This is a genomic window from Arcobacter cryaerophilus gv. crypticus (assembly GCF_002993025.1).
GTDB classification, from domain to species: domain Bacteria; phylum Campylobacterota; class Campylobacteria; order Campylobacterales; family Arcobacteraceae; genus Aliarcobacter; species Aliarcobacter cryaerophilus_B.
Map to the genome: position 1 here is coordinate 58094 of NZ_NXGI01000010.1, position 25916 is coordinate 84009.

Consider the following 25916-nt stretch of genomic DNA (forward strand, 5'->3'; position numbering starts at 1 on the left):
CCTCTTAAAAATTGGATATTAACATAATTTTAAATAAAATGCCAAAATGAAATTACTTGATAAAAAAGAAAAAATCTGGCTTTTAGATGATGAAAATTTAAGTTTTCCAAAACTAGAACAAATGGGTGGTGATTTAGTCGCAATTGGTGGTGATTTTCACCCGCAAAGATTGCTTAATGCCTATGAAAATGGTTTATTTCCTTGGTTTATTGATGATTACAACTATATAAATTGGTATAGCCCACAAAAAAGAATGATTTTGTATCCAAATGATTTAAAAGTATCAAAAAGCCTAAAAAAATCAATAAAAAATAGAGGTTTTGAAATAAAATCAAACACAAATTTTGAAAATGTTATAAAAAATTGTCAAAAAGTAAAAAGAAAACACGAAAATGACACATGGATAGATGATAATTTTGTACAAGCATATAGCTTAATGCATAATTTAGAGATTGCAAATAGTATTGAAGTTTATTTAGATGGAAATCTTGTAGGTGGGCTTTATGGACTTGTTATAAATGATATTTTTTGTGGTGAAAGTATGTTTTCTCTTGTAAATGATGCTTCAAAAGTAGCATTTTTTTATCTTTGTAATTGGGCAAAAGAGAATAATATTAAAATTATTGATTGTCAAGTTTATAATAAACATTTAGAAAGTTTAGGAGCTTATGAGATAAGCAGAGAAGAGTATTTTAAAATCTTAAAATCTTAAAAAGAGTAATTTTAGATTTTAGATTTTTTTTGCATCAAAAAAAGTACTACTTTTCTTAAAATAAATAATATTTTATATAAAAGACTTGAAAAAACATTATCATATTTAAATAAAAAATGTAGTTTTCCCAAAAATGTAGTTTTATTTACAACACTATTTAAAAACTCCAAAGCTTTTTGGCCTTGGAAAAAATTATCTTTAAAATTTACTATAAATCCATTGTTAATATCAAATTTTGAATCAATATTTTTATCTTCTCTTGCATTCTTTAAAATCAATTCATAAGCATCTTTTAACTTCAAATATCCAGCATAACTATTACAAAATGGGCACTCTTTATCGTAATATATTATTATTTTTTCCTTAATCATAAAATTTAATTTTGATTAATTCTCCATAGCTATTTTAAGATATTTTTCTAACTCTTCTTTTGGTACATTTCCTACAAATTTATGTATAAATTTTCCACTTTTTGAAAATAAAAACATCTCTGGAACTTTTGTAACACCTAGCTCATCTGCTAATTTTTGGTTCTCTTCACCCATTGTAATTGGATAGTTAATTTGATACTCTTTAATAAACTCTTTCATCTCTTCAACTGTTTTTTCATCTTGAAAAAGTACTGAAACAATCTCTAAACTATCAGCATATCTATCTTTTAACTCTCTTAGTTTTGGAATTGTTTCAATACAAGGCGGACACCAAGTTGCAAAAATATCTACAATAACTGCTTTTTTACCTTTAAACTCATCAAAATCAAGTCCATTTTCACTTGTTTTAAATCCAATAAATTTTTCATCTGTTGTTAATAAAACAAAAGGAGTTGGTTCAAACTCTTTTTTTTCAGCCTCTATTTTTGTTTTTGATAGTGATTTTGCATCAATAGTTGAATTACTATCACAAGCTGTAAATAAAAACAGAAATCCAGTTAAAACTGTTGTTAATAATTTTTTCATTCATTCTCCATTTTTGATAACTCTTCTAAAATAACTTTTATTTCATGCTTTTCAAAAAATATATTTCTTGATAGCTCGTCATTTACTCTTTTTAAAAACTCTATTTTGTTATTTCTTTGTAACTCTTTATCATTTTTTGACTCATTTAAAATTTTTAAAAGAGCAATTTTATATCGATTTATTATGTCTAATTTACTTTGTGTCTTTTTTAATATATTTTTATTTGTAAAATATATAAATAAAACAACTAAAATAATAGTTAAAACAGTTGTTCCTAAATACTCCATTATTTATAAATCTCTTTTTCTACTAAATCAAATAAAGCTTTTTGTGATAAAGAATTTAATAAAACTCCATTTACAAAAAGTGTTGGCGTTCCTCTTACTCCTAAAGCTGTTGCATCAGCTCTATCTTGCGCAATAATTTCATCAATTTTTGGATTATTCATATCAACTTTTAACTTCTCAATATCCAAATTAGGAATCTCTTTTAAAAATTGCCATAAAAGCTCTGGTTTATCAACAGAAGCATAGTGAGAAGCCCATAATGAGTGTTTTTCAAACATCATATTTAAAACATCTTCGTATTTACCTTGAATTCTTGCTGCTTCTAACATTTGAATTGTTAGTCTAGAATTTTTATGATTATCCAAATATTTTACGACAATTTGAATATCTTTGTAATACTCTTTATATAACTTTTTAACAACTTCCGAATATATAGCACATGATTCACATTCAGGATCTAAAAACTCAACAACACTAATATTTTTTTGATTATCACCCATTTTATAAGAGTAATCTCTTAAAAGTAGCTCATTTATATTTGTATTTGTAGCTACTTGCTCAACTTTTTGCTCACTTTTATAAAAAAATGAAAATCCAATAAAAAGTGCTAAAACCAAAACCAAAGAACCTAAAACCAAAACCTTATTTTGCATCTAATTTTCCTTAAAAATTTTTATAAAACTCTAACTTAGAAAAGATAACAAAAGATTAAGAAACTCTTCTTTTATGAGCTATTAATAGAGTAAAAATAGTCAAAAAAGCAATAAAAGAGAGTAATGGAATAGTAATAAATCCAAAATAGTTCAGATAATCAACACTGCAAGGTACTCCACTAACACAAGGAGAGAGAGTTTCAGGAATTATTTTTAAAATCAATAAATTGTGATAAATTGAGATAAACAAACCAACAACTACAAGTGGAAAACTATATTTAAAAACTTTATCGTCTGGATATAATAAATTAATTAAAAATATAAAAACTAATGGATACATAAAAATTCTTTGATACCAACACAAACTACAAGGAACAAAATGCATAATTTCAGAGAAAAAAAGACTTCCTAATGTAGCAAACAAAGAAATAATAAAAGCAAAAAATATATAATTCAAAACAAAAATCCTTTTAAAATTCAAATAAGTTTTATTCTATCAAAATAATGTTAATATTCGCATATTTTTTGTAGAAGGATTTTATTTGAGATATATTATCTTAGGGCTTATTATGGCTGGGCTTTTCCAAGTCTTTTTTTGGTTATCAAGGGATAACTTAGTGACACTAAATGAAAATTCATTTGAAAAAATTGAATCATTGTCATATTCACCATTTGGAGGATACGATAAAAATTTACTTTCAAGTGAACAAATTGCTTATGATGTGAATTTATTTGAAAATTTTACGAACAAACTTAGAACTTATGGAACTTTGGAAGCTTATAAAATACTTAACTCTAGCAAAGATTCAAATCTTCCTATTGATTTAGGACTTTGGATAAGTGGTGATTCAGAAGAGAATAATCTTGAAATACAAAGAGCATTAGAAATTTTAAAAGAGTATCCAAATAGAATTCAATCTGTAATAGTAGGAAACGAGGTACTTTTAAGAAAAGAACTTGAGCCTTTGGAACTATATGCTTACATTGATTTTATGAAAAGTAACACAAAAAAGCCTGTAACAACTGCAGAAACTTGGGATATTTGGGAAAAACATCCGCAACTAGCTAGTCATGTTGATTTTTTAACTATTCATATTTTACCATATTGGGAAAAAGTTCCAATAGAAAGATACAACGAATTTATAATTGAAAAATATACACTAGTTGAAGAACTTTTTCCAAATAGAAAAATAGTTATTGGAGAGACTGGATGGCCTAGCCATGGGTACAACAATAATAGTGCAATTCCTAGTATCAAAAATCAAGCACAAGCTATAAGAGGTTTTGTAAATCTAGCTCATGAAAAAGGTTGGCATTATAATATAATTGAAGCCTTAGACCAACCTTGGAAAGGTTATGATGAGGGAAGTGTTGGGCAATATTGGGGAATTTTCACAACTTCTAGAGCATTGAAATTTCAATTAGCTGGTGAAGTTGAGTTAAATCAATATTGGTTTTATCAAATGATTGCTGCAATTATTATTGGAGCATTATTGACACTTTTTGGATTAAAAAATCAAAGAGTAAATATTAGCCATGCTTTTGCTTATGCAATTGCTGCTCAAGGTATGGCATTTGGTATTGTAATGGCTGCGATATACCCATTTGTAAACTATATGAACTTTGGAATGTGGATTATGTGGGGAATGGGAAGTTTTCTTATGATTCCTCTTGTAATAATAACTTTAGCAAAAGCAAATGAACTATTTAGAAGCTCGATTGGTATACAACCTTCAAGACTAGTTCCTCTTGATTTAAAATCACAAAATGCACCGCTTGTATCTATTCATGTTCCTGCATACAAAGAACAACCTCATGTTTTGGCCGAAACTTTAGAGAGTTTATCAAAACTTACATATCCAAACTATGAAGTTTTAGTTATTATAAATAATACTCCTGAAGATTTTTATAAAACCCCAATAAAAGAGCTTTGTGAGAAATTAGGAGATAAGTTTAAATATCTTGATATTAAATGTACTGGATTTAAAGCTGGAGCTTTAAATACGGCTCTTGAATATACTTCAAAAGATGCACAAATTATTGCAGTTATAGATGCTGATTATAAAGTTGAATCGCCTTGGCTTGTAGATTTGGTTCCACTATTTGATGACCCAAAAGTTGCAATTGTTCAAGCTCCACAAGATCATAGAGATGGTGATGAAAGTATTATAAAAAAAGCTATGAATGCAGAATATGCAGGTTTCTTTGATATTGGTATGGTTGATAGAAATGAAGAAAATGCAATAGTTGTTCATGGAACAATGGTAATGGTAAGACTGAGTGCTATGATGGAAGTTGGTGGTTGGGGAACTGACACTATTGTTGAAGATAGTGAATTAGGACTTAGACTATTTGAAGCTGGATATATAGCGCACTATACAAATAGAAGATATGGATTTGGACTTTTACCAGATACTATTGAAGCATTTAAAACTCAAAGACATAGATGGGCTTATGGAGCTATTCAAATTCTTAAGAAACACTGGAGAGAGTTTAAACCTAGTTCAAAAAAATTAAGTCCTGCTCAAAAAAATAAATTTGTTACAGGTTGGTTTTTCTGGTTAAGTGATGCTATGGGTCCAGTTATGGCAGTTATGAATATTATTTGGGTTCCTGTTATTATCTTTGTTGGTGTTACAATTCCTACAATTCCTCTTACTATTCCTATTATTACAGCGTTTATAGTAAATATTTTGCATACTTTTATACTTTATAGAACAAAAGTAAAAGCTAGTTTTAAAGATATTATTCTTAGCTCTATAGCTTCTATGAGTTTACAATTAATAATATTTAAAGCTGTATTTGATGGATTTATCAAAGATGGATTACCATTTAAAAGAACAGAAAAAGGTGGAAAAGCTAAAAAAAGTGCTAACCCAATAAAATACGAAACAATTTTATGTATTTTACTTTTAACTGCATTTGTATCTTTAATCTACACAAATAAATCTGGGATTACAGAGATTTATGTATTTGCGGCAACAATATTTATTCAAACTATTCCTTATATCTCTGCAATTATTATGAGAATATTGGAACTTTACTCTTTAAAAAATCAAAAAGCTTAATAGCTTTTTGGTTTAAAATAAATCTTTTTTTAATCATATTTATGAAGTCTTAAATCACAACAATGAGTTGCCTCTTCTACTAATAATCTTCCAATTTCAGCATGTGCGTGAACAAATTTTTTAATTTTTAAATCATTTAAAATATGTCTTTCTTCTAATGATTCATATTTTAAAATAATATTTGTATCTGGACAATATTTTAGTATTGCATCACATATAAGTATTTTTTCATGTGTTTCATTAATAGTTATTATAACACTTGAACTCTCTTCTATTTTTAAAGCTTCCAAAACTGATTTTTTATCTAAGTGACCAAAATATGCTTTATATCCCATTTTTGTAGCAACTTGAATTTGTCTAAGGTCATTTGAAACAATAACAAAAGGCATATTTCTATCTGATAAATCTCTAGCAACAACTCTTCCTAAAATAGAAAAACCGCAAATTATAATATGATTAGTCTCTTTAATAGGCTCTAAATTATCTGATTGATAAATATCAGCTGAAATTAAATTTGATATTTTATAGATATTATTTAATAAAAATGGTGTTAAAATCATTGACATAACAGAAATCAAAACCAAAAAATTTGCAGTTTCAACTGGAATAACATTTTGACTCGAAGCAAGGGTTAAAATAGCAAAAGAGAATTCACCAACTTGGCAAAGTGCAATTGCTGATTTTACAGATGTATTTTTGTCTGATTTTCTTCTAATAATTAAAAATACAACCAAGGCTTTTATTATCATTACTAATAAAAATAGACCTATTACTATATGGATATTATTTAAAAAGTATAAAATATCTATTTTTGTTCCAACTGTAAAAAAGAATGTCCCTAAAAGTAAATCTTTGAAATTTGAAATATCTGATTCAACTTTTATTCTAAATTTTGTATCAGCAATAATCATTCCAGCCAAAAAAGCTCCCAAAGAGTATGTAAATCCTAAATATTCAGCCAATAAAGATGCACCAATAACAATTGAGAAAACAGCTCCAATAAATAGCTCTTCAAGTCTTGTATTTGATGAAAATTGAAGCAACCAATCTATTATTCTTTTCCCAAAAAAGAACATAAATACTGTAATAACAGCAGCTGATATAAAAGTATTCAAAATAACTTGCCCAATAGATAAATTATCATTTGTCAAAAATGAAATCAAAAGTAAAATTGGAATAACTGCTAAATCTTGATAGATTAAAATAGCAGTTGTTCTTTCACCATAAGGAGTATAAATATCTTTTGAAGATTTTAAATAAGGCAAAACAATTGCAGTTGAAGATAGAGAAAATGCAAAAGCAATTATTATTGAAATTTCTATTGATAAATCAAAAATAAAGTGAGTAACAGCAAAAATAAGTAATGCACTAATATGAACTTGTAAAAAACCATTTAATAAAAGAATCTCTTTCATCTTTCTAATCTTATCAAAGCTTATTTCAAGCCCTATTGTAAACATTAGAAAAACTATTCCAAATTCTGCTATTGCATCTAATGATGCTATATTAGCACCTTGAAAATGAAATCCATAAGATATTATAATTCCAGTTAATATATAACCTATAATTTGTGAAATACCTAATTTTTTTAAAATTATATTTAAGACAGTTGCTAGAAAAATTGCCATAAATAGAGTAAATAAGAAGTGTTCCATTGTGATTTCTTTCTTTAAAAATGTTGGATTATATCAGTTTTTTTTAAAAAAAATTAGATTTTTAAGAGCTTTTTCTTCACTTTCTACTAAAAATTCATCTACATTTTCTAATTTTTCTAAAAACTCAAAATTTGGCGCTTCTTCTTTAAATATATCTATTAAAAAATTACTACTTAAAAATGGATCATTTAAACAAGCTAAAACTATTCCACCTATTGGTAATATCAAATCAAGCTTTTTTATAATCTTAATATAGTCACTAGTAGCAACAAATGAGCCTTTTTGAAAAGATGGAGGATCTATTATAACAATATCATAAGGTGACATTTTTTTAATTTTACCAAATGATTTTAAAATATTATGTGGTAAAAATTTTACATTTTCTGTATCTAAATGATTTATATGATGATTTATTCGCCCAATAGATAAACTAGCTTTTGACATATCAATATTTATTACACTTGAAGCTTTACCACTTATACAAACTACGCTAAAAGCACAAGTATATGAGAAAAGATTTAAAACGTTTTTATCTTTGCAAATAGATTTTATATACTCTCTACCTTTTTTCATATCTAAAAATAAACCAATATTTCGATTTTTAAAATCTATTTTATATTTTAATCCATTTTCAACTACAAAAAAATCTTCTACAATCTCTCCATAAATAACTTCATAAAAATCTTTTTCTTTATATTTTCTTTGAATAATAAAATTCGTAAAAGCACTATTTTTTGAAATAATTTCTAAATTATTTATAATTTCTTTTTCATCAAAACTCTCTTCAAAAAAAGTTGCAAAGAGAGTATTATCAAAACTATCAACACTTAAATATGAAAAATTATCATAAAAGTTCCCACGACCATGAAAAACTCTTTTTACTTCATTTGTTCTATTTTCCAAATTTTTCTCTATAATATTTTTTAAATCTTCTATAATCATTTGACCTCTATATTTAATATTTTAAAAATATTATTGAAATTGTATTTTTTATTTTTATTACACTAAGAATTATATATTTTGTAATTTTCAAAAAGTAAAAAGTAAGCTATAAAGCCTACTTTTTTATATATTTTTATTTAGTAATTTTATCTACAAAATTACTAACAGGAGTTACTAGTCTTTGAAGAATCATACTTACTAAAATAAATGCAACCAACCAAGCAATAACAGCAGCCCAAGCTGGAAGATATACAAAGAAAATATCATATTTTGCCATTAGTGGCCAGTGAATTAAATAAACTTCATAAGAGTAAACTCCATACATAGTTAAAAATTTACTATCAACTTTTTTAAGTATAAAAATCACTGTAAATGCTAGCATTATTACAATTGACATTATTTGTTCTACAAAAAAACCTTCACCTAAAATAGCAGTTAAAGCAGGCCATGAACCAGCACCTGTTCTTTGTGATACATAAAATACAATAGCAAACATAATAAAAATAATAATATATTTCATATCTTTAGAGTTGTCTCTGAAATCTTTAATATATTCTATAAATCTATTTTTTTCACCCTCTTTTACTTGTAAAAGCCAAGCTAAAAGAATACCCATAGAAAAAGCAACAGTATGAAGTCTATGAAGCCAGTTACTTCCTAAATCAAAGATATTAAAAGTTCCAATAATTGTAGCAATAACTGCTAAAATAATTGCGCTTAACCATGGCTTATCTTTAAAAAATACCAATGGATACAAAAGATAAAACATAATCATCCATGTAATATACCAAAATGGAGAGTTTACATCACCAAAACCATCTGCTGTTGGGAAAAATCCTAGCATAGATTTTATAATATATCCTACAGAGTAAGTTTTATCCATAAATATTGCATCTGCGATAAACATAATAATTAAAGCAATCCAAAATGGAATAAAGATTTTTATAACTCTTTTTTTATAAAAATCAACTGTCTTCATAGGTCTTTTAAGCATTCCTACTGTAAGACCAAATCCTGACATAAATAAGAATAAATCAACTCCAACTCCAGCAATTATAGAAAGTGGAAATAAGAATTCAGCATTTGTAACTTTCATATATGCGAAGTGAGCAAACACAACTGTTAAAATTCCAAGACCTTTTAGCTCATTTGTAACAGAAATTGGAAAAACATCACTATGAGTTGATTGTTTTAAAGTAGTAAACAAAACCAATATTGCAAAAGCAATAACAACAAAAGTAGATAACTGAAGACTAGTAAATGATACAACATCATTTGCAAGTGTAATAGGACCCATCATTTTATAAATTCCCCCTAATAAATTTTAAATTAACAAAAGATTTAATACCTTTTTTAAAATTGTGCGGATTTTACCTAATCTTAAATTAATAAAAAGTTAATAAATTATTCTTTTTATTTATTTAAAGAACAATGAGAGCCTGTGTTAAAAAAATATGATTTATTTTATAGGCTTTAGTAGTGTCATTTGAGATTTGAAAAGAAGTAGTACCAAAATTCTTTGATTTATTGCCACTACTTCCGAGTATTTTTAGATAATTCATAAGCATTCCCTAATTTAGATTATAAATTATTGTATCAAAATTAGGTTTAATTTTAAAATTATTTTTCTACAAACTCTTTGATTCTATTTATTCCATCTTCTATAGCTTTCATACTTGTAGCAAAAGATAATCTAACATATCCTTCCATTCCAAAAGCAAGCCCAGGAACAAGTGCAACTCCTTTACTTTCCAGTAAATCAGCACAAAATTTCATAGAGTCATTTGAATATTTTTTAATATTTATAAATAGATAAAAAGCACCATCTGGGTCATAACAAGATAGTTTAGGAATATTATTTATAGCTTCTACTGCATAATTTTTTCTTTTCTCAAACTCAACTCTCATCATCTCAATATCTTTATCTGCTTCACCTTCTAAAGCTACAATTGCGGCATATTGAGTCATAGAATTTACATTTGATGTAACTTGCCCTTGAAGTTTTGACATAGCTTTTGCAAGTGTAGAATTTGGACATGCAACATATCCAAATCTCCAACCAGTCATTGCAACAGATTTACTTAGACCATTTATTGTAACTGTTCTATTATACATATCTTCGCTAACTTCAGCAGTTGCAGTGAATTTTTTACCTTTATATATTAGTTTTTCATACATTTCATCTGATAAAACTACAATATTTGTACCTTTTAAAACTTCACCAATAGCCAATAATTCATCTTTTGAATAAATTGAACCAGTTGGATTTGAAGGAGAATTCAACATTAAAATCTTTGTTTTTGGTGTAATTTTCTCTTTTAATTGTTTTGCTGTAATTTTAAATTCCGTACTCTCATCTGTCTCAATAAATACAGGAACTCCACCACTGTAAACAACTAATTCAGGATATGTAACCCAATATGGACTAGGAATTATAACTTCATCACCTTCATCAATTAGTGCTTGAGCTAGATTAAATAAAGAGTGTTTAGCTCCATTACTTATTACAATTTTATCTAGCGTATAATCTAAATTGTGGTCTTTCTTTAACTTATTAATAATTGCTTGTTTAGTTTCTTTAATACCCTCAACTGCTGTATATTTAGTTTTTCCTTCATTTATTGCTTTAATAGCTGCATCTTTTACAACTTGTGGCGTATCAAAATCAGGTTCTCCTGCACTAAAACTTAGAATATCTTTACCAGCAGCTTTTAAATCATTTGCTAAAGCTGTTATAGATAAAGTAAGTGAAGGAGCTAATTTCTCCATTCTATTTGCAATTTTCATAATAGTTTTCCTCAATTAAATTATCATTACACTTATGGTATAATTGGGCGGATTTTATCTAAATTTTACTTAAAGGTTTTTTTTGAATTTTGAAATTAATTTGAATAATAGTGTAATAAGTGTTGAATTACATAATAAAAAGCATATAAAACATTGCTATTTAAGAATTTTGAGAAAAGATTTATTACAAATAAAAGCAAATAGATATTTTACAATTTATGATGCAAAAGATTTGATAGATAGAAAAAAAGATTGGATAATAGAAAATATAAAAAAAGTTGAAAATAAAACACTAGAAGATGGTTATTTTTTATATTTGGGAGAAAAAAGACTTTTAACTGATTTTTCTATAAAAAATCTTGATAGTTTTTATAAAAAAGAGATTGATAGTTTTATTTCTACTTTTATTGAAAAATATTCAAATTTAATGCAACTATTTCCAACAAAAATCTCTTATAGAAAAAATAAAAGAACTTGGGGTTCTTGTAACTATAAAAATGAGCTAAACTTTAATATCTTGCTTATGAAATTTCCACTTTATATTATGGAATATATTGTTATTCACGAACTAGCTCATATAAAACATAAAAACCATTCAAAAAGATTTTGGGACTTAGTTGAGAAATACTCTCCAAATTATAAAGAGATAGAAAAAATATTTAAAACTCTTTTATAATTTAGACATTACTTTGATTATTTGAATTTTTTATAATATCTCTTATATCTTCAAATTTTTTAAATAATCTTTCATCTTTTGCCCTATTTTCAAAAATTCCAACACTTTTTTCTGTATATTTTTCATCTATAATTTGATTGTTTTTTCTAAGTAAATTATCAACACTATTTGATACAAAAAAAACAAAATTTGAAACATCTTTTATATCTGCCATTTTTAAAAGAGCTTTTAGTGTATCTTTGTTGTGTTCGAATTCAACTTTGAAAAGTTGGTGTGTTAACACAAAATGCATAGTTTGATTTTTTATATAAACAAACTTTATGCCACTTTTTAATTTTAAAGGTAGTATATTTACAAATCTTTTTATTTCTAAAAAGATATTTAATTTATCATAAGAGGGATTATTTGTAATATGATTAAGAATTTCGTTAATATTTTTCATGCTTTTATTATAGCAGGAGTTTTATTTAGTTTTAGTGGTTGCGGTTTTAAAGCTAATCCAGTTTACAAACCAAGCGACAAACAAGAAACAACACAACAACAATGATATATGATTATATTATAGTTGGAGCTGGAATAGCAGGACTTAATGCTGCTAGACTTCTACCAAAAAACAAAAGAGTTCTGATTTTATGCAAAATGTCGACATGGAATTCAAACACTTTTTGGGCTCAAGGTGGAATTGCTAGTGCTGTTGATAAAAGTGATATACCAACTCATATAAAAGATACTTTAGAAGCAGGTGCTAATTATAACAACCTTGAAGCAGTTGAGCTTTTAAGCAATGAATCAATTCCTACAATAAAAGAAATTATAGAAGCTGGTATGATTTTTGATAAAAATGTAGATGGAAATTTAGCATACACAAAAGAAGCAGCACATAGTAGAAATAGAATATTACATGCTCAAGGTGATGCAACTGGAAGAGAGATTCATCTATTTTTACTAGAACATTGTTCTCACGAAATAGTAACTCAAGCTGTAGTTTGTGATTTATTAATACAAGATGATATTTGTTATGGAGTTCAATATTTTACTAGCGAATATGAACAAAAAGTAGCTTTTGCACACAATACAATTATAGCAAGTGGTGGAGTTGGTTCTTTATACAAATATCACACAAATTCAACTGCAAATGCTGGTGAAATTCATGGGATTATTGCTGAAAAAAACATTTCTTTAAAAGATATGGAAATGACACAGTTTCATCCAACAGTATTAAAAGGAACATCTTTTGCTAGAAAACCACTTTTAAGTGAAGCATTAAGAGGTGAAGGTGCATTTGTTGTAGATGAAAATGGTAACAGATTTCTCTTTGATTATCATCCTAGTGGGGAGTTAGCTCCTAGAGATATTGTAAGCCGTGCAATTTTTGACTACAACAAAAAAACAGGTTTGGGTATATTTTTATCTTTTAAAAATTTTGAGAAAAAAGCATTTAAACAAAGATTTCCAAATATTTATGAAAACATAAAAGATTTGGGATACGAACTTCCATTTGAAAATGTTCCAATAAGCCCTGCTTTTCACTACTGTATGGGTGGAATAGAAGTTTCTTTAAATGGATTAGTAAAAAACTTTAAAAATCTTTATGCTATTGGTGAAGTAGCTTGTAATGGAGTTCATGGAGCAAATAGACTTGCTTCAAATTCACTTTTAGAAGGTCTTGTTTTTTCAAGAATTGCAGTTAATAAATCTTTAGAAGTAGATTTTAAAATAGATAAACAAAACTATAAAAAAGAGATAAAAAAGTACATAAGAAACAAAGAGATTGATAAAGATATAAAAGATGATTTAAGAAGAACTATGTGGGAATCTGCTGGAATTGTGAGAACAAAAGAAGAGATAAAAGATGCTTTAAACAAAATAGAGAGTTATTTATTACTTGATGTTGGAAGATTGTTGTATCTTAGGCTTTTAACAGCAAAAACTATATTAAAAGCTTGTCTTCTTAGAGAAAAATCTTTAGGTGCACATTTTATAAAAGAAGATTAAAAAGAGTTTTTAGATAAAATATTCGATTAAAATATAGAAGAAAGGTTAAATATATGAAGCATGTACCAATAGTTGTATTAGATTTTGGTAGTCAATATACACAAATAATTGCAAGAAAACTAAGAGAAAGCGGAGTTTACTCTGAAATAGTTCCATACAATGAATCAATTGAAGATATTATGGCAAGAACTCCAAAAGGGATTATACTTTCAGGTGGTCCAGCTTCTGTTTATGCTAGCGATTCATATCACCCTGATTCTACAATCTTTGATTTAGGACTTCCAATTTTGGGAATTTGTTATGGAATGCAACTAATTGCTCAATACTTTGGTGGAAGTGTAATTCCAGCAACAAGTCATGAATATGGAAAAGCAAAACTAGATATTATTGTAGAAAATGAAATTTTCAAAGATACACAAAATGGTCAAATTGTTTGGATGAGCCATGGAGATAAAGTTGAATCAATTCCATCTGGATTTGAGAAAATAGCAATTAGTGAAAACTCTCCTTATGCAGCTATTGCTGATACAAATAGAAATATTTATGCTTTCCAATTTCATCCTGAAGTTTATCATTCAGAATGCGGAAGCAAACTTCTTAAAAACTTTGCAAAATATATTTGTGGGTGTGAAAGCACTTGGAATATGGGTTCTTTTGCAAAAGAGCAAATAGCAAGAGTTAAAAAACAAGTTGGAGATAAAAAAGTTCTATGTGCTGTTTCAGGTGGAGTGGATAGCTCTGTTGTAGCAACTCTTCTTTTTGAAGCAATTGGAAATCAAGTTATTCCTGTATTTGTTGATAATGGACTTTTAAGAGCAAATGAAAGAGAACAAGTTGAGACTATTTTTAAAGGTCGAGGTATTGATTTAATAACTATTGATGCAAGTGAGCAATTTTTAACAAAACTTGCAGGTGTTACTGATCCTGAAACAAAAAGAAAAATAATTGGTGAAACATTTATTGAAGTATTTGATAAAGAGGCAAAAAAACACGAAGGTGTTGAGTTTTTAGCTCAAGGAACACTTTATACAGATGTTATTGAATCTGTTTCAGTTAAAGGTCCTTCAAAAACTATAAAATCTCATCACAATGTTGGTGGACTTCCTGATTGGATGAAATTTGAACTAGTTGAGCCTTTAAGAGAGATTTTTAAAGATGAAGTAAGAGAGCTTGGACTTGAGCTTGGACTTCCTAAAATGATGATAAATAGACATCCATTCCCTGGGCCTGGTCTTGCTATTAGAGTTATGGGAGATGTAAACAAACCTGACTTAGATTTATTAAGAAAAGCAGATGTTATTTTATTAGATGTTCTACACTCAACTGGATATTATGAAAAAACATGGCAAGCATTTACAGTATTATTAAATGTAAAATCTGTTGGAGTTATGGGTGATAATAGAACTTATGACAACACTGTTTGTGTAAGAATAGTAGATGCAACAGATGGTATGACAGCAACTTTTGCACACATTCCTCACGAAATTTTAGAGACTATTTCAAGAAGAATTATAAATGAAGTTGATGGAATAAATAGAGTAGTTTATGATATTTCATCAAAACCACCAGCAACTATTGAGTGGGAATAATATATAGCAGTATCTTTTAACTTGATACTGCGTCAAATAAGAAAATCAATGGCAAATAATTGGAATATACCTTCTTTTTTAGAACAAGAAATTAGACAAAGAGATAAAGTTTGTATTTATTGTAGTGTGCCATTTACTAAAGCAAAAATATCTAAAAAAACAGCTGCAAGCTGGGAGCATATAATTAATGATGCCAAAATAATTACTAGAGAAAATATTGCTTTATGTTGTTGTTCTTGTAATGCAAGCAAAGGACAAAAACAACTCTCTTTTTGGCTTAATTCAAAATATTGCAAAGAAAAAAATATTACTTTTGAAACTGTAGCTCAAGTTGTAAAAGATGCTATAAACAATGGTCAATAAAATCGACTATTATTAAGACGAACAACTAACATGCGATATACCAGCTATTCCAAAAAAATCTGATGGTTTTTTAATATAATATTTCTCTTCTATCTCTTTTGTTTGCTCAATATATGGATTTGTCATTATCTCTTGTAGTTCATTTGCTGGTTCATAATTTCCGTTTTGTGCTTCTTGATATGCCCAAACCAAATGCCATTCTCTTAAAATATATTTTGGATTAGTTAGTTTCATTTGATTTGATAGTTTTTGCTTAGACTCTTCATTATTTACATTTATCTGTGATTTCCAACTCTCAAGCCACCTATTCCATCTTAATTTGATATTTTCATCTTTTAAACTTCCATAAAAACTTTTTTTAAAACTACTAATATCATCTGGAATATTTGATAACTCTCTAAAAAATATTGTGTAGTCAACTTTTGTATCTATCATAAGATTTATAAGCTCATCAAAAAGTTCATAATCAAACTTTTCTAAACCCAACTTACTAGCCCACATATTTTGCATCTTCTCTTCCATAACTTTATTAAAGTTATTTTCGATTTTTTCTAGCTCTTCTAAAGCCTCTTTATTTGAAATAAGTAGTGGTTTTAAAGCACTACAAAATGATTTGAAGTTTTTAAAAGCAGCAACTGGCTGATTAAAAAATGAAAAGTGCACTCCTCCACCTGTCCAAGATTGATATTTTGGCTCAAACATCTCTATAAATCCAAATGGACCATAATCAAGTATAAATCCTCCAGCTGCACAGTTGTCACTATTGAAATTTCCTTGACAATATCCAACTTTAATCCAGTTAGCAACCATTGATGTAAGCCTATTTTGAAACTCAATTGCAAGTAATATTATCTTTTCTTCTAGGCTTAAATTTTGATTGATTACTTCGCTATATTCTCTATTAATTAGGTGTAAAACTATCATCTCTAACTCTTTTAAAGCATCTTTATGCTCATTTTTTCTAGCACGTCTAGCAAAAAGTTCAATTTGACCAACACGCAAAAAAGATGATGCAACTCTTGTTGTTATTGCAACATCTTCTTCTATCATAACTTCAGGGTCCCTTGAATAGGAGTTATCTCTAAACCAAGGTCTAGTTACTTGCTCTTTTTTAGAAGTAAATAAAGTCAAAGACCTAGATGTTGGAATACCAAGAGAGTGCATATGCTCTTGAGCCAAAAACTCTCTTACACTTGATCTTAAAACCGCCCTTCCATCAGCACCTCTACAATATGGAGTTTTTCCAGCACCTTTTAGTTGAAATTCCCATCTTTTACCATCTATTAAAGCTTCTAAAACAGAAATTGCTCTTCCATCTCCATAACCATTTCCTGTTTGAAAAGGACATTGTGCATAATACTCACGACCATAGATTGATAAAGCATATCCAGTTGCCCAAGCTTTATTTTGTTTAAGATTATCGATGCTAGACATATCTCCTGAGAATAGCTTAATAAAATCTTCTGACTTTAATAATTTATCACTAAAACCCAATTCTTTAAAAAGATTTTTACTGTGTGAAATATATGTTGGCTCTTTAATAGCAGTTGGACTTACAAGAACATAGTGTCCGCAAAATACTTCTCTTGAAAATTTATTGTCACCATTTTTTTTTGCATCAGGGTCGCTGTTTAGGTTTTCTATAAAAGAGTAATTGCTTAGATTAATTAGTTCATTAAAAGTTTCTATATTTTTTTTAATATTATTTTTCATTATTATATTTATCCATTTTTATCTTAGTTTACTAAGATTCTAACATAAAATAAAGAATAATACTTTTAATAATGTTTAAAATAAGAAAACTAATTTTAATCCTCATCTAAATAAGCTTTAGATACTATACGAGCCATTTTTAATAATTTTATAGGCTTGGAGACATATGAGATTTCTTTTTCTTATTATATTTTTAATATCAAATATTTATGCAAATACAAATAAAGATTTTACTCTTTACAAAAAAGATGGGAAAATATTAGGACACACTTTACTTATAATTGGTGGAATACACGGTGATGAGCCAGGTGGGTATTTTGCACCAGCATTTTTAGAAAAATATTACACTATAAAAAAAGGGAGTGTTTGGATTGCTCCTAGTGTAAATATAGATAGTATGGTTGCAAACCAAAGAGGCATATATGGAGATATGAATAGGAAATTTAGTACTATTTCAAAAGATGATAAAGATTTAAAAAATATCGAAAAGATAAAATCTCTTATTTTGGATAAAAAAGTAGATTTAATTTTAAATCTACACGATGGACATGGTTTTTATAGACAAAACTATGAAAATGCAATTTTTAATCCAAGAGCATGGGGACAAGCAACTATTATTGACCAAGATAAAATAGACTCTTTGGAAAAATTTGGAAATTTAGATGAGATTGCATCAACAGTACGAGATAATCTAAACAAAGATAAACTTTTTCAAGACCATCACTATTTTGGAGTGAAAAATACAGAAACAAAAGCAAAAGATGAACAACAACAACTATCTTTGACTTTTTTTGCAGTTACAAGCAATAAACCAGCATTTGCAATAGAAACAAGTAAAAATATTACAGATTTAACAGAAAAAGTAATTTATCAATTAAAATCTATTGAAGAGTTTATGAGAATTATGGATATTGAATTTAGTAGAAATTTTGATGTAAATAACTACAAAGAGGTACAAAAGTTACTTTTTGATTTTGGAAAAATTGAAATAAACAGCAATATCTCTTTTAATTTAAATGATATTAGAAAAATTTTAAGATTTATTCCTATGAAAAAGAGTGAAAATAATTTTAAATTTGAACACTCTTTAGGAAATAGTAAATTTACAAATGGTAACTATGAAATATATATAGGAAATAACCTAATAACTACTTTATCTTCTCAAATATTTGATAAAAATGGCTCATTTGACAGTGTTGATTTAGAAATAGATGGAAATATAATAAAAACTAAATTTGGTGAAATTTTAGAAGTTAAAAAAAGTTTCAAAGTTTTAAAATCTCCACTTAGAGTAAATGTTATTGGTTTTAGTAAATCAGGTGCTGATAGTGAAGATAGTTTAGTTCTTAAAAAAAGTGATATGGTAAGTAACTTTTCAATAGATAATTCTAACAAAAGTTATAGAGTTGAGTTCTATCATGACAATATATTTTATGGAATGATTACAATAAAATTTATAGATTAATAAGTTTTAAAGTAGAGCATAACTCTACTTTAAATTTTTCGGTGTACATTTTCCACTAAACTTACAAAGTGGACAAAGGTCAAAAACCCCTGCAAGTAATGGAATAATTCCTAAATAAAACCAAACAATCCCAGTATAAATCCCAGCAATAATTAAAATAATTCCAACAACAATTCTAAATGGTCTGCAAAAAGCTCTAATTTTATCAAATGTATTCATATTTAAACTCCTTATAATTTAGCAAATTATATATAAGATAACTTAATTTAAAATAAATAAGTAAAACTTATTAAAATATACTATTTTTTAAACTATTAAGCTAATTTAATATAGAATTTAATACAAAAATAGTTAAAAAAATAAAAAGAGAATTATCATATGAAAAAAGAGAAAATATATTTTATACCAGGACTTATGACAGATGCTAGACTTTGGAGAAAAGCATTACCACTTTTGGAAGATGAGTTTGAAATAGTTCATACTCCTATTCCAAACTCAACAAATTTTGATGAGATTGTTGATATTTTAAACAAAGAGTTTAAAGAAGAGAAGATAAATATTTTGGGATTTTCACTTGGTGGCTATATTGCATCATATTTTACTTGTAAATATCCACAAAGAGTTAAAAGATTATTTACAGTTGCAGCAACTCCTGGAACTACTTCAAAAATAGAAAAAGCAAGAAGAGAAAAGAAACTCGAAGAGTTCGAAAATATCAGTGATTTTTTTGGACTTGATTTTGAAAAAGCAATTATGCTTTTAGAAGAGCAAAATCAAAGTGATTTATCTTTGGCTCAAACTATGGTTGATATGTTTAATGATTTAGGAAGAAATACTTTTTTAACTCAACTAAAAAGCACTTTTAATAGAGTAGATTTGTTTGATAAATTAAAAGATAAAACAATTCCTATGCATATGCTTTATAGCTCAAACGATAGACTTTTGGATTTAGAAGCTTTGCATAAACTACATAATCAAAAACATAATATTAAATTAATAAAAAGAGATGGTACTAGCCACAATATTCCTTTGGAGTTTCCAGAGCTATTTGCTTCAAGCATTAAAAAGTGGATAAAAGAGTAAGTTTATATCTCTTTTGCTAAACTACGAAAAATTTTAAATGAAAGGAAAATATTATGAGATATGATGTAATAATTATTGGAGCTGGAGCTGCTGGTTTTGCTTGTGCTTTAACTTTAGGAAGTGCAAATGATAAATTTGACTGGGCAAAAGATAAAAAGTATCTAATTTTAGATGATAATAAAAGTGATTTAAATGTTGGAAAATATTTCAATGTTGCTGGAGTTGATAGTGGAATCAATGGTGTTGATTTAGTTTTTAAAATGAAAAAACAGCTAGAAATATACAAAGATGTTGAACTAAAAGATGAAAAAGCTACTAAAATTGAGAATTTTGGTGAATATTTTAAAGTTACAACACAAAACTCTACTTATGAAGCTTCAATTGTAGTTTTAGCAACTGGTCTTCATAAATTTGATATAGAGTGTGAAGATGTTAATGTAAAAGATAATATCTTTGTTCCAAAACCAAATAATATATATTTAGAAAATAAAAACAATTTAATCTCTAAAAATCTATATGTAGCTGGACTTGCAAGTGGTGTTCCTACTATGTTTTCATGTGCAAGTGGAGATGGAGCTAAAGTTGCTTGTGATATTTTCAAAGTTTGGAGTGGAAAAATAGCAGTTGTTCACGATGTAAAAGCATAAAAAATAGAAGCTTTTGCTTCTATTTTTTACTACTCTTCTACTTTTGCTTGTGGATTTTTCAAAGATTCAATTTTTGCATCTAATAAAGCTAATGTTCTTTCTTGAGTTTTATATGAAATTTCTGGTAAGTTTCCACCAAACATTTTATTTGCTTCGTCAAAACCTTTAACAATTCCATCTCTTCCTTTTTGAAGTTTTTCTAAATCATCTCCAGCAAAACTAAAAACAAAGTTAGAAACTCTATCTGAAGTTTGAGTTATTCCAAAAAAACCATTTTCACTTACAAGATCTGTTGCCTCTTGTGGTGATAAATCCATAATTGGTTTTCCAATATAACCAATATCATATAGATTTTTATCATCTATTTTACCTTTTCCACTTAAAAAATCTAAAACACTTTGTTGATCTTTTGAAGCATTAAGTCCAGCTTGTCCTACTGAGTTACCAGAAGCGATAGCTTTCGCATTCATCTCAAATAAAATATATTGAGCATTCATAGATATAGCAACTTTTGCAGCTGAATTATTTATTATCTCTTCAACAGATTTCTCTGTTTTAGGAGCAACTTGTTCTTTTAAGTTCTCATCTACTTTTGAAGTAGAATTTTGTTTAAAAGCATTTAAAGCCTGATTTGTATTATTTTGGATTTGCATAGATAACTCCTTTTGTTTTAAAACATTTTACATTTCTTAAAATTAAATTAATATTAATTTCATTCATTTATTTCTTTTTTTATAGAAATAAATGTATTATGTATCAAATTAAAATATTTTTTATAGGATAACATATGAAAAAAGAAGATTTGAAATATAGCTACAATTTTCTGCTAGAGTACAAAAAAGCCATTGATGAAAGTTCTATAGTCTCTAAAACAGATAAAAATGGTCTCATAACATTTGTAAATAAAAAATTTTGTGAAGTTTCAGGTTATGATGAACATGAGCTAATAGGAAAAAATCATAGCATCATAAGACATCCGAGTATGACAAAAGAGTTTTTTAATAATCTTTGGAAAACTATTCTAAATAAGGGTATTTTTAAAGGTGTAATTATAAATAAAAAGAAGAATGGATTAGTTTATTATGTAGATACAACTATTGTTCCTATTTTAGATGAAAATAAAAATATAGATGAGTTTATTGCAATAAGACATGATATTACAAAAGTATATGAGCAAAAAAAACTTATCGAAGAACAATTTATAGATGAATTAACTTTATTACAAAATAGACAAAAACTTTTAAAAGATTTAAAAGATAACAAAATTACAAAAATTGCTATGATAAATATAAATAGTTTTAGAGATATAAATAACTTTTACGGTTTTGAAACAGGAGATTTAGTACTAAAAAAATTTTCACAAATACTTCTTGGTAAAATCTCTGCAAATATAGATTTATACAGAGTTGCAAATGATCTTTTTGCAATATGTACAAAAAATAAAGATAATGTAGAAGAGATAAGAGTTATATGTACAAATATTATTGAAAATGTATCTTTAAATCCAATTTTAATAAATAATAATAGCTTTTATTTAAGTATATCAATTGGTGTTGCTAGAAATTGTAAAGATAGTGCTATTCAAAATAATCTTTTGTCAAAAGCAGAATATGCACTAAGAATGGCTAAAAAACTAGATATTTCAATACTTTTTTTAGATGAACATATAGAACTTTACAATAAATTAAAAGAGAATAAAAAACTAATTGAAGATTTAAAAAGTTCTCTTATTTCAAATAATCTTTTAATCTATGGTCAAAAAATAATTAATAATATTTCAAAAAAAGAGAAATATGAGGTATTAATGAGAATAAAACTAGAAGATGGTTCAATTTTATCACCTTTTAGTTTTCTAAACGAGGCAAAAAAAGCAAAGATATATCTTGGAATGACACGAATACTTGTAAAAAAAGCTTGTGAATATTTCAAGGGTAAAGATATTGACTTTAGCTTAAATTTAACTCTTGAAGATATTAAAGATGAATACACTATGGATTTTATTATTAATTCAATGAAAAAAACAAATACTGCAAAACAGATAACTTTTGAGATAGTTGAAAGCGAAGGAATTGAAAGTTTTGCTGAAGTATCAAATTTTATAAAAAAAGCAAAAAAACTTGGTTGTAAGATTGCTATTGATGATTTTGGTACTGGATACTCAAATTTTGAGTATATTATAAAATTAGATGTTGATTATATAAAAATAGATGGTTCTTTAATAAAAAACATAAATACGGACAATAATCTGTATCTTACAGTTCAAACTATTGTTGGATTTGCAAAAGCTCTTAATATAAAAACAGTAGCTGAGTTTGTACATAGTGAAGATGTTTTAAATTGTGTACAAAATCTAAATATAGATTACTCTCAAGGTTTTTTTATAGATGAGCCAAAAGAGTTGGTGTAGTAGCAAAATATAATACTAACTATTAACAAACTTTATATATAATAGTCACTTTAAATTTTTAAAGGCAAATTATGAGTGATACAATAAAAATATTTAATGCAAAAGAGAATAATCTAAAAAATATAAACTTAGAAATACCAAAAAATAAGCTAATAGTTTTTACAGGGCTTAGTGGTAGTGGTAAATCTACACTAGCTTTTGATACACTTTATGCAGAAGGACAAAGAAGATATATTGAGTCTTTATCTTCTTATGCTAGACAGTTTTTGGATAAAGTTGGAAAACCTGATGTTGAAAGAATTGAAGGATTAACTCCAGCAATTGCAATAGACCAAAAAACAACTTCAAAAAATCCACGTTCAACTGTAGGAACTATAACTGAAGTATATGACTACTTTAGACTTTTATATGCAAGAATTGGAGAGCAACATTGTCATCAATGTAATAAACCAATTTCACAAATGAGTGCAACTGATGTAATAAATCAGGTGTTATCACTACCAAATGAAGCGAAACTTATAATATTAGCACCTTTGATAAATAGAAAAAAAGGAAGCTTTACTGATTTACTTGAAACTCTTCGAGCAAAAGGTTATGTAAGAGCTATGATAGATGGAGTTATGGTAAGACTTGATGAAGATATTGAGTTAGAAAAAACAAAAATGCATACAATCAAAGTTGTAATAGATAGAGTTACAGCAAATGAAACAAACAAAGATAGAATTGCTCAAGATGTTGAAAAAGGTCTAAAAGAGAGCTTTGGAGAGCTTGAAATTGAGATAATAAATCACGAAGAGCTTGGAGTTGAAAAAAGTATTCACTACTCAGAGCATATGGCTTGTTTTGATTGTAAAATTTCATTTGAACCACTTGAGCCAATATCTTTCTCTTTTAATTCACCAAAAGGTGCTTGTAGCTCTTGTGATGGTTTGGGAATAAGATATGCACTTGATATGAAAAAAGTTATTGATGAAGATTTAGCTATAGAAGATGGTGCAATAAAGATAATATATGGCTTTAACAAAGGTTTCTATTTTAAAATGTTAATAGCTTTTTGTGAACAATCACAAATAAATATAAAAACTCCTTTTAGAGAGTTAGAAGAACATCAAAAAAAGTCTATCTTACATGGAACTGTTGATGAAGTAAAATTCTTTTGGAAAAAACACAAACTAACAAGAAAATGGGATGGTGTTGTAAAATTAGCCTATGATATGATAAAAGATGAAAAAGAGTTATCTGAATTTATGACAGAAAAAAAATGTGACTCTTGCAATGGAAATAGACTAAAACCAGCTAGCCAAACTGTATATGTAGCTAAAAAAACTATTCCTGAAATTTTAAATATTCCAATAGAAGAAGCTCATGTTTTTTTTCAAGATGAAAACAATTTTTCATATTTAAGTGAACAAAATAAGATGATTGCAGCTCCTATTTTGAAAGAGATAAAAGAGAGAATTTTCTTTTTATATGATGTTGGTTTAGGATATATTACTTTAGGAAGAGATGCCCGAACAATAAGTGGTGGAGAAGCCCAAAGAATAAGAGTTGCTTCACAAATTGGAAGTGGTTTAACGGGGGTTATGTATGTACTAGATGAACCATCTATTGGACTTCACGAAAGAGATACTAGTAAACTAATAAAGACATTAAGAGCGCTACAAGAAAAAGGGAATACTGTAATTGTAGTTGAGCATGATAAAGAGACTATACAGTCTGCTGATTTTATTGTTGATATTGGACCAAATGCTGGAAAATTTGGTGGAGAAGTGGTATTTGCTGGAACTTTAGAAAAGATGAAAAAAGCAAAAACTCTAACTGCTTTATATATAACAGAAGCAAAAAAAGTTGAATATCCTCATAATAGAAAACAAGAAGATTATATTGAAATAAAAAATGTAAATATAAACAATATAAAAAATCTAGATGTAAAACTTCCTCTTAGAAACCTAGTAAGTATTACAGGAGTTAGTGGAAGTGGTAAATCTTCACTTATTCTTCAAACACTACTTCCTGTTGCTCAAGAGCTTTTAAATCGTGCTAGAAAAGTAAAAAAAGTAGACGGTGTAGAAATAGATGGTTTAGAAAAACTAGACAAAGTAATCTATCTTGACCAAAGCCCAATTGGTCGAACTCCTAGAAGTAATCCAGCAACTTATACAGGACTTATGGACGAAATAAGGGACCTTTTTAGTAAAACAAAAGAAGCTAGTCTTAGAGGGTATAAGATTGGACGGTTTTCATTTAATGTAAAAGGTGGAAGATGTGAAAAATGTCAAGGTGAAGGTGAAATTAAAATAGAGATGCACTTTTTACCAGACATTATGGTTAAGTGCGATGCTTGTAATGGTAATAGATACAATGCTCAAACACTTGAAATAGTTTATAGAGGAAAAAATATATCTGAAGTTCTAAATATGAGCGTAGATGAAGCTTTAGAGTTTTTTGCAAAGGTGCCAAAACTAAAAGCAAAACTTCAAACTCTAAGCGATGTAGGACTTGGATATATCACTTTAGGACAAAATGCTGTAACTTTAAGTGGTGGAGAAGCTCAAAGAATAAAATTAAGTAAAGAGTTGAGTAAAAAAGATACAGGAAATACTTTGTATATTTTAGATGAACCTACAACTGGACTTCATTTTGCAGATGTTGATAGGCTTACAAAAGTTCTACACCATTTAGTAGAACTTGGAAACTCAGTACTTGTAATAGAACATAATCTTGATGTTATAAAAAACTCTGATTTTGTAATAGACATAGGTCCTGAAGGTGGAGATAAAGGTGGAAAAATTGTAGATATGGGAACACCTGAATTTTTAGCACAAAATCATAAAAATAGTGGCTCATATACAGGTTACTATTTGGATAAAGAGATAAACAAGTAATCTTTTTTTATTAAACAAAAAGCACATAAAAAG

General features: G+C 27.3%; 25 protein-coding genes. 12 read left to right on the forward strand and 13 right to left on the reverse strand.

Translation table 11 applies throughout. The features are described 5' to 3' along the window. Positions 1–46: 46 nt before the first annotated feature. Positions 47–712 (forward strand): leucyl/phenylalanyl-tRNA--protein transferase, encoded by a 666-nt coding sequence (gene aat, locus CJ670_RS05525; protein WP_105911319.1) that lies wholly within the window; start codon positions 47–49, stop codon positions 710–712. A gap of 11 nt (positions 713–723) precedes the next feature. On the opposite strand, the gene CJ670_RS05530 is transcribed toward aat, so the two are convergent. Genes CJ670_RS05530 through CJ670_RS05550 form a run of 5 tightly spaced genes read right to left on the reverse strand, consistent with a single transcriptional unit; the run spans position 724 to position 3065 of the window. After that, the gene (locus CJ670_RS05530; RefSeq protein WP_105939184.1) at positions 724–1083 is read right to left on the reverse strand and encodes a thiol-disulfide oxidoreductase DCC family protein; all 360 of its coding nucleotides are present in this window, start codon (positions 1081–1083) and stop codon (positions 724–726) included. Between the two features lie 15 nt (positions 1084–1098). Continuing rightward, positions 1099–1668: a TlpA family protein disulfide reductase gene (locus CJ670_RS05535; protein ID WP_105939185.1), complete on the reverse strand. Its 570-nt coding sequence runs from the start codon at positions 1666–1668 to the stop codon at positions 1099–1101. Further along, a complete protein-coding gene (locus CJ670_RS05540; RefSeq protein ID WP_105939186.1) occupies positions 1665–1955 on the reverse strand; it encodes a hypothetical protein in 291 nt (96 codons plus the stop codon). The genes CJ670_RS05535 and CJ670_RS05540 overlap by 4 nt, the downstream gene beginning before the upstream one ends. Continuing rightward, on the reverse strand, positions 1955–2608 hold the full coding sequence (locus CJ670_RS05545) for a DsbA family protein (protein ID WP_105939187.1): 654 nt from the start codon (positions 2606–2608) through the stop codon (positions 1955–1957). Before CJ670_RS05545 ends, CJ670_RS05540 begins: the two co-directional genes overlap by 1 nt. 55 nt (positions 2609–2663) lie before the next feature. Then, on the reverse strand, positions 2664–3065 hold the full coding sequence (locus CJ670_RS05550; RefSeq protein WP_105911324.1) for a disulfide oxidoreductase: 402 nt from the start codon (positions 3063–3065) through the stop codon (positions 2664–2666). Between the two features lie 112 nt (positions 3066–3177). On the opposite strand from CJ670_RS05550, the gene CJ670_RS05555 reads away from it, so the two are divergent. Beyond that, positions 3178–5676: a glycosyltransferase family 2 protein gene (locus tag CJ670_RS05555; RefSeq protein WP_165785191.1), complete on the forward strand. Its 2499-nt coding sequence runs from the start codon at positions 3178–3180 to the stop codon at positions 5674–5676. A 29-nt stretch (positions 5677–5705) separates the two neighbouring features. Here CJ670_RS05555 and CJ670_RS05560 read toward each other — a convergent pair whose 3' ends face one another. The 4 genes from CJ670_RS05560 to CJ670_RS05575 form a co-directional block, all read right to left on the reverse strand. Further along, positions 5706–7331 (reverse strand): cation:proton antiporter domain-containing protein, encoded by a 1626-nt coding sequence (locus CJ670_RS05560; protein ID WP_105939189.1) that lies wholly within the window; start codon positions 7329–7331, stop codon positions 5706–5708. A 33-nt stretch (positions 7332–7364) separates the two neighbouring features. Further along, complete coding sequence (locus CJ670_RS05565; protein ID WP_105939190.1) at positions 7365–8273, reverse strand: class I SAM-dependent methyltransferase; 909 nt, start codon at positions 8271–8273, stop codon at positions 7365–7367. 133 nt (positions 8274–8406) lie between these two features. After that, complete coding sequence (locus tag CJ670_RS05570) at positions 8407–9573, reverse strand: acyltransferase family protein (RefSeq protein WP_228154208.1); 1167 nt, start codon at positions 9571–9573, stop codon at positions 8407–8409. Between the two features lie 320 nt (positions 9574–9893). Beyond that, positions 9894–11060, reverse strand: a complete 1167-nt coding sequence (locus CJ670_RS05575) for a pyridoxal phosphate-dependent aminotransferase (protein ID WP_105939191.1) — start codon at positions 11058–11060, stop codon at positions 9894–9896. An 82-nt stretch (positions 11061–11142) separates the two neighbouring features. Between CJ670_RS05575 and CJ670_RS05580 the strand changes: the two genes are divergently transcribed. Continuing rightward, positions 11143–11736 (forward strand): M48 family metallopeptidase, encoded by a 594-nt coding sequence (locus tag CJ670_RS05580; RefSeq protein WP_105939192.1) that lies wholly within the window; start codon positions 11143–11145, stop codon positions 11734–11736. Between the two features lies 1 nt (position 11737). Here the strand turns inward: CJ670_RS05580 and CJ670_RS05585 are convergent, their stop codons facing one another. Next, positions 11738–12028, reverse strand: coding sequence for a hypothetical protein (locus CJ670_RS05585; RefSeq protein WP_228154209.1), 291 nt, complete (start codon positions 12026–12028; stop codon positions 11738–11740). A gap of 120 nt (positions 12029–12148) precedes the next feature. On the opposite strand from CJ670_RS05585, the gene CJ670_RS11045 reads away from it, so the two are divergent. Genes CJ670_RS11045 through CJ670_RS05600 form a run of 4 tightly spaced genes read left to right on the forward strand, consistent with a single transcriptional unit; the run spans position 12149 to position 15683 of the window. Beyond that, positions 12149–12283, forward strand: coding sequence for a hypothetical protein (locus tag CJ670_RS11045; RefSeq protein ID WP_265735152.1), 135 nt, complete (start codon positions 12149–12151; stop codon positions 12281–12283). Then, positions 12280–13731 carry an L-aspartate oxidase gene (locus CJ670_RS05590; RefSeq protein WP_105939193.1) on the forward strand — a complete coding sequence of 484 codons (1452 nt, stop codon included), beginning with the start codon at positions 12280–12282 and terminating at the stop codon, positions 13729–13731. Before CJ670_RS11045 ends, CJ670_RS05590 begins: the two co-directional genes overlap by 4 nt. A gap of 53 nt (positions 13732–13784) precedes the next feature. Beyond that, a complete protein-coding gene (gene guaA / locus CJ670_RS05595; RefSeq protein WP_105939194.1) occupies positions 13785–15320 on the forward strand; it encodes a glutamine-hydrolyzing GMP synthase in 1536 nt (511 codons plus the stop codon). A gap of 48 nt (positions 15321–15368) precedes the next feature. Then, positions 15369–15683 carry an HNH endonuclease gene (locus tag CJ670_RS05600; RefSeq protein WP_105939195.1) on the forward strand — a complete coding sequence of 105 codons (315 nt, stop codon included), beginning with the start codon at positions 15369–15371 and terminating at the stop codon, positions 15681–15683. A 12-nt stretch (positions 15684–15695) separates the two neighbouring features. Here CJ670_RS05600 and CJ670_RS05605 read toward each other — a convergent pair whose 3' ends face one another. Further along, on the reverse strand, positions 15696–17396 hold the full coding sequence (locus CJ670_RS05605; protein WP_228154210.1) for a protein adenylyltransferase SelO family protein: 1701 nt from the start codon (positions 17394–17396) through the stop codon (positions 15696–15698). 166 nt (positions 17397–17562) lie between these two features. On the opposite strand from CJ670_RS05605, the gene CJ670_RS05610 reads away from it, so the two are divergent. Next, positions 17563–18861 (forward strand): M99 family carboxypeptidase catalytic domain-containing protein, encoded by a 1299-nt coding sequence (locus CJ670_RS05610; protein ID WP_105939197.1) that lies wholly within the window; start codon positions 17563–17565, stop codon positions 18859–18861. Positions 18862–18885: 24 nt separating this feature from the next. Here the strand turns inward: CJ670_RS05610 and CJ670_RS05615 are convergent, their stop codons facing one another. Then, complete coding sequence (locus CJ670_RS05615) at positions 18886–19080, reverse strand: YgaP family membrane protein (RefSeq protein ID WP_105911893.1); 195 nt, start codon at positions 19078–19080, stop codon at positions 18886–18888. Positions 19081–19239: 159 nt separating this feature from the next. On the opposite strand from CJ670_RS05615, the gene CJ670_RS05620 reads away from it, so the two are divergent. Further along, a complete protein-coding gene (locus CJ670_RS05620; RefSeq protein ID WP_105939198.1) occupies positions 19240–19944 on the forward strand; it encodes an alpha/beta fold hydrolase in 705 nt (234 codons plus the stop codon). A 53-nt stretch (positions 19945–19997) separates the two neighbouring features. After that, positions 19998–20591 (forward strand): FAD-dependent oxidoreductase, encoded by a 594-nt coding sequence (locus CJ670_RS05625; RefSeq protein WP_105939199.1) that lies wholly within the window; start codon positions 19998–20000, stop codon positions 20589–20591. 29 nt (positions 20592–20620) lie between these two features. On the opposite strand, the gene CJ670_RS05630 is transcribed toward CJ670_RS05625, so the two are convergent. Continuing rightward, positions 20621–21244: a hypothetical protein gene (locus CJ670_RS05630; RefSeq protein WP_105939200.1), complete on the reverse strand. Its 624-nt coding sequence runs from the start codon at positions 21242–21244 to the stop codon at positions 20621–20623. 134 nt (positions 21245–21378) lie between these two features. On the opposite strand from CJ670_RS05630, the gene CJ670_RS05635 reads away from it, so the two are divergent. Both CJ670_RS05635 and uvrA read left to right on the forward strand, forming a co-directional pair. Next, positions 21379–22998, forward strand: a complete 1620-nt coding sequence (locus CJ670_RS05635) for a bifunctional diguanylate cyclase/phosphodiesterase (protein WP_105939201.1) — start codon at positions 21379–21381, stop codon at positions 22996–22998. A gap of 71 nt (positions 22999–23069) precedes the next feature. Beyond that, positions 23070–25883, forward strand: coding sequence for an excinuclease ABC subunit UvrA (gene uvrA / locus CJ670_RS05640; RefSeq protein WP_105939202.1), 2814 nt, complete (start codon positions 23070–23072; stop codon positions 25881–25883). The last annotated feature ends 33 nt before the right edge of the window (positions 25884–25916 follow it).

Bases quoted from the DNA above. Each gene is read 5' to 3' on its own strand.
- aat (WP_105911319.1), top strand. From the start codon at position 47: ATGAAATTACTTGATAAAAAAGAAAAAATCTGGCTTTTAGATGATGAA.
- CJ670_RS05530 (WP_105939184.1), bottom strand. From the start codon at position 1,083: ATGATTAAGGAAAAAATAATAATATATTACGATAAAGAGTGCCCATTT.
- CJ670_RS05535 (WP_105939185.1), bottom strand. From the start codon at position 1,668: ATGAAAAAATTATTAACAACAGTTTTAACTGGATTTCTGTTTTTATTT.
- CJ670_RS05540 (WP_105939186.1), bottom strand. From the start codon at position 1,955: ATGGAGTATTTAGGAACAACTGTTTTAACTATTATTTTAGTTGTTTTA.
- CJ670_RS05545 (WP_105939187.1), bottom strand. From the start codon at position 2,608: ATGCAAAATAAGGTTTTGGTTTTAGGTTCTTTGGTTTTGGTTTTAGCA.
- CJ670_RS05555 (WP_165785191.1), top strand. From the start codon at position 3,178: ATGGCTGGGCTTTTCCAAGTCTTTTTTTGGTTATCAAGGGATAACTTA.
- CJ670_RS05560 (WP_105939189.1), bottom strand. From the start codon at position 7,331: ATGGAACACTTCTTATTTACTCTATTTATGGCAATTTTTCTAGCAACT.
- CJ670_RS05565 (WP_105939190.1), bottom strand. From the start codon at position 8,273: ATGATTATAGAAGATTTAAAAAATATTATAGAGAAAAATTTGGAAAAT.
- CJ670_RS05570 (WP_228154208.1), bottom strand. From the start codon at position 9,573: ATGATGGGTCCTATTACACTTGCAAATGATGTTGTATCATTTACTAGT.
- CJ670_RS05575 (WP_105939191.1), bottom strand. From the start codon at position 11,060: ATGAAAATTGCAAATAGAATGGAGAAATTAGCTCCTTCACTTACTTTA.
- CJ670_RS05585 (WP_228154209.1), bottom strand. From the start codon at position 12,028: ATGCATTTTGTGTTAACACACCAACTTTTCAAAGTTGAATTCGAACAC.
- CJ670_RS11045 (WP_265735152.1), top strand. From the start codon at position 12,149: ATGATTAAGAATTTCGTTAATATTTTTCATGCTTTTATTATAGCAGGA.
- CJ670_RS05590 (WP_105939193.1), top strand. From the start codon at position 12,280: ATGATATATGATTATATTATAGTTGGAGCTGGAATAGCAGGACTTAAT.
- guaA (WP_105939194.1), top strand. From the start codon at position 13,785: ATGAAGCATGTACCAATAGTTGTATTAGATTTTGGTAGTCAATATACA.
- CJ670_RS05600 (WP_105939195.1), top strand. From the start codon at position 15,369: ATGGCAAATAATTGGAATATACCTTCTTTTTTAGAACAAGAAATTAGA.
- CJ670_RS05605 (WP_228154210.1), bottom strand. From the start codon at position 17,396: ATGAAAAATAATATTAAAAAAAATATAGAAACTTTTAATGAACTAATT.
- CJ670_RS05610 (WP_105939197.1), top strand. From the start codon at position 17,563: ATGAGATTTCTTTTTCTTATTATATTTTTAATATCAAATATTTATGCA.
- CJ670_RS05615 (WP_105911893.1), bottom strand. From the start codon at position 19,080: ATGAATACATTTGATAAAATTAGAGCTTTTTGCAGACCATTTAGAATT.
- CJ670_RS05620 (WP_105939198.1), top strand. From the start codon at position 19,240: ATGAAAAAAGAGAAAATATATTTTATACCAGGACTTATGACAGATGCT.
- CJ670_RS05625 (WP_105939199.1), top strand. From the start codon at position 19,998: ATGAGATATGATGTAATAATTATTGGAGCTGGAGCTGCTGGTTTTGCT.
- CJ670_RS05630 (WP_105939200.1), bottom strand. From the start codon at position 21,244: ATGCAAATCCAAAATAATACAAATCAGGCTTTAAATGCTTTTAAACAA.
- CJ670_RS05635 (WP_105939201.1), top strand. From the start codon at position 21,379: ATGAAAAAAGAAGATTTGAAATATAGCTACAATTTTCTGCTAGAGTAC.
- uvrA (WP_105939202.1), top strand. From the start codon at position 23,070: ATGAGTGATACAATAAAAATATTTAATGCAAAAGAGAATAATCTAAAA.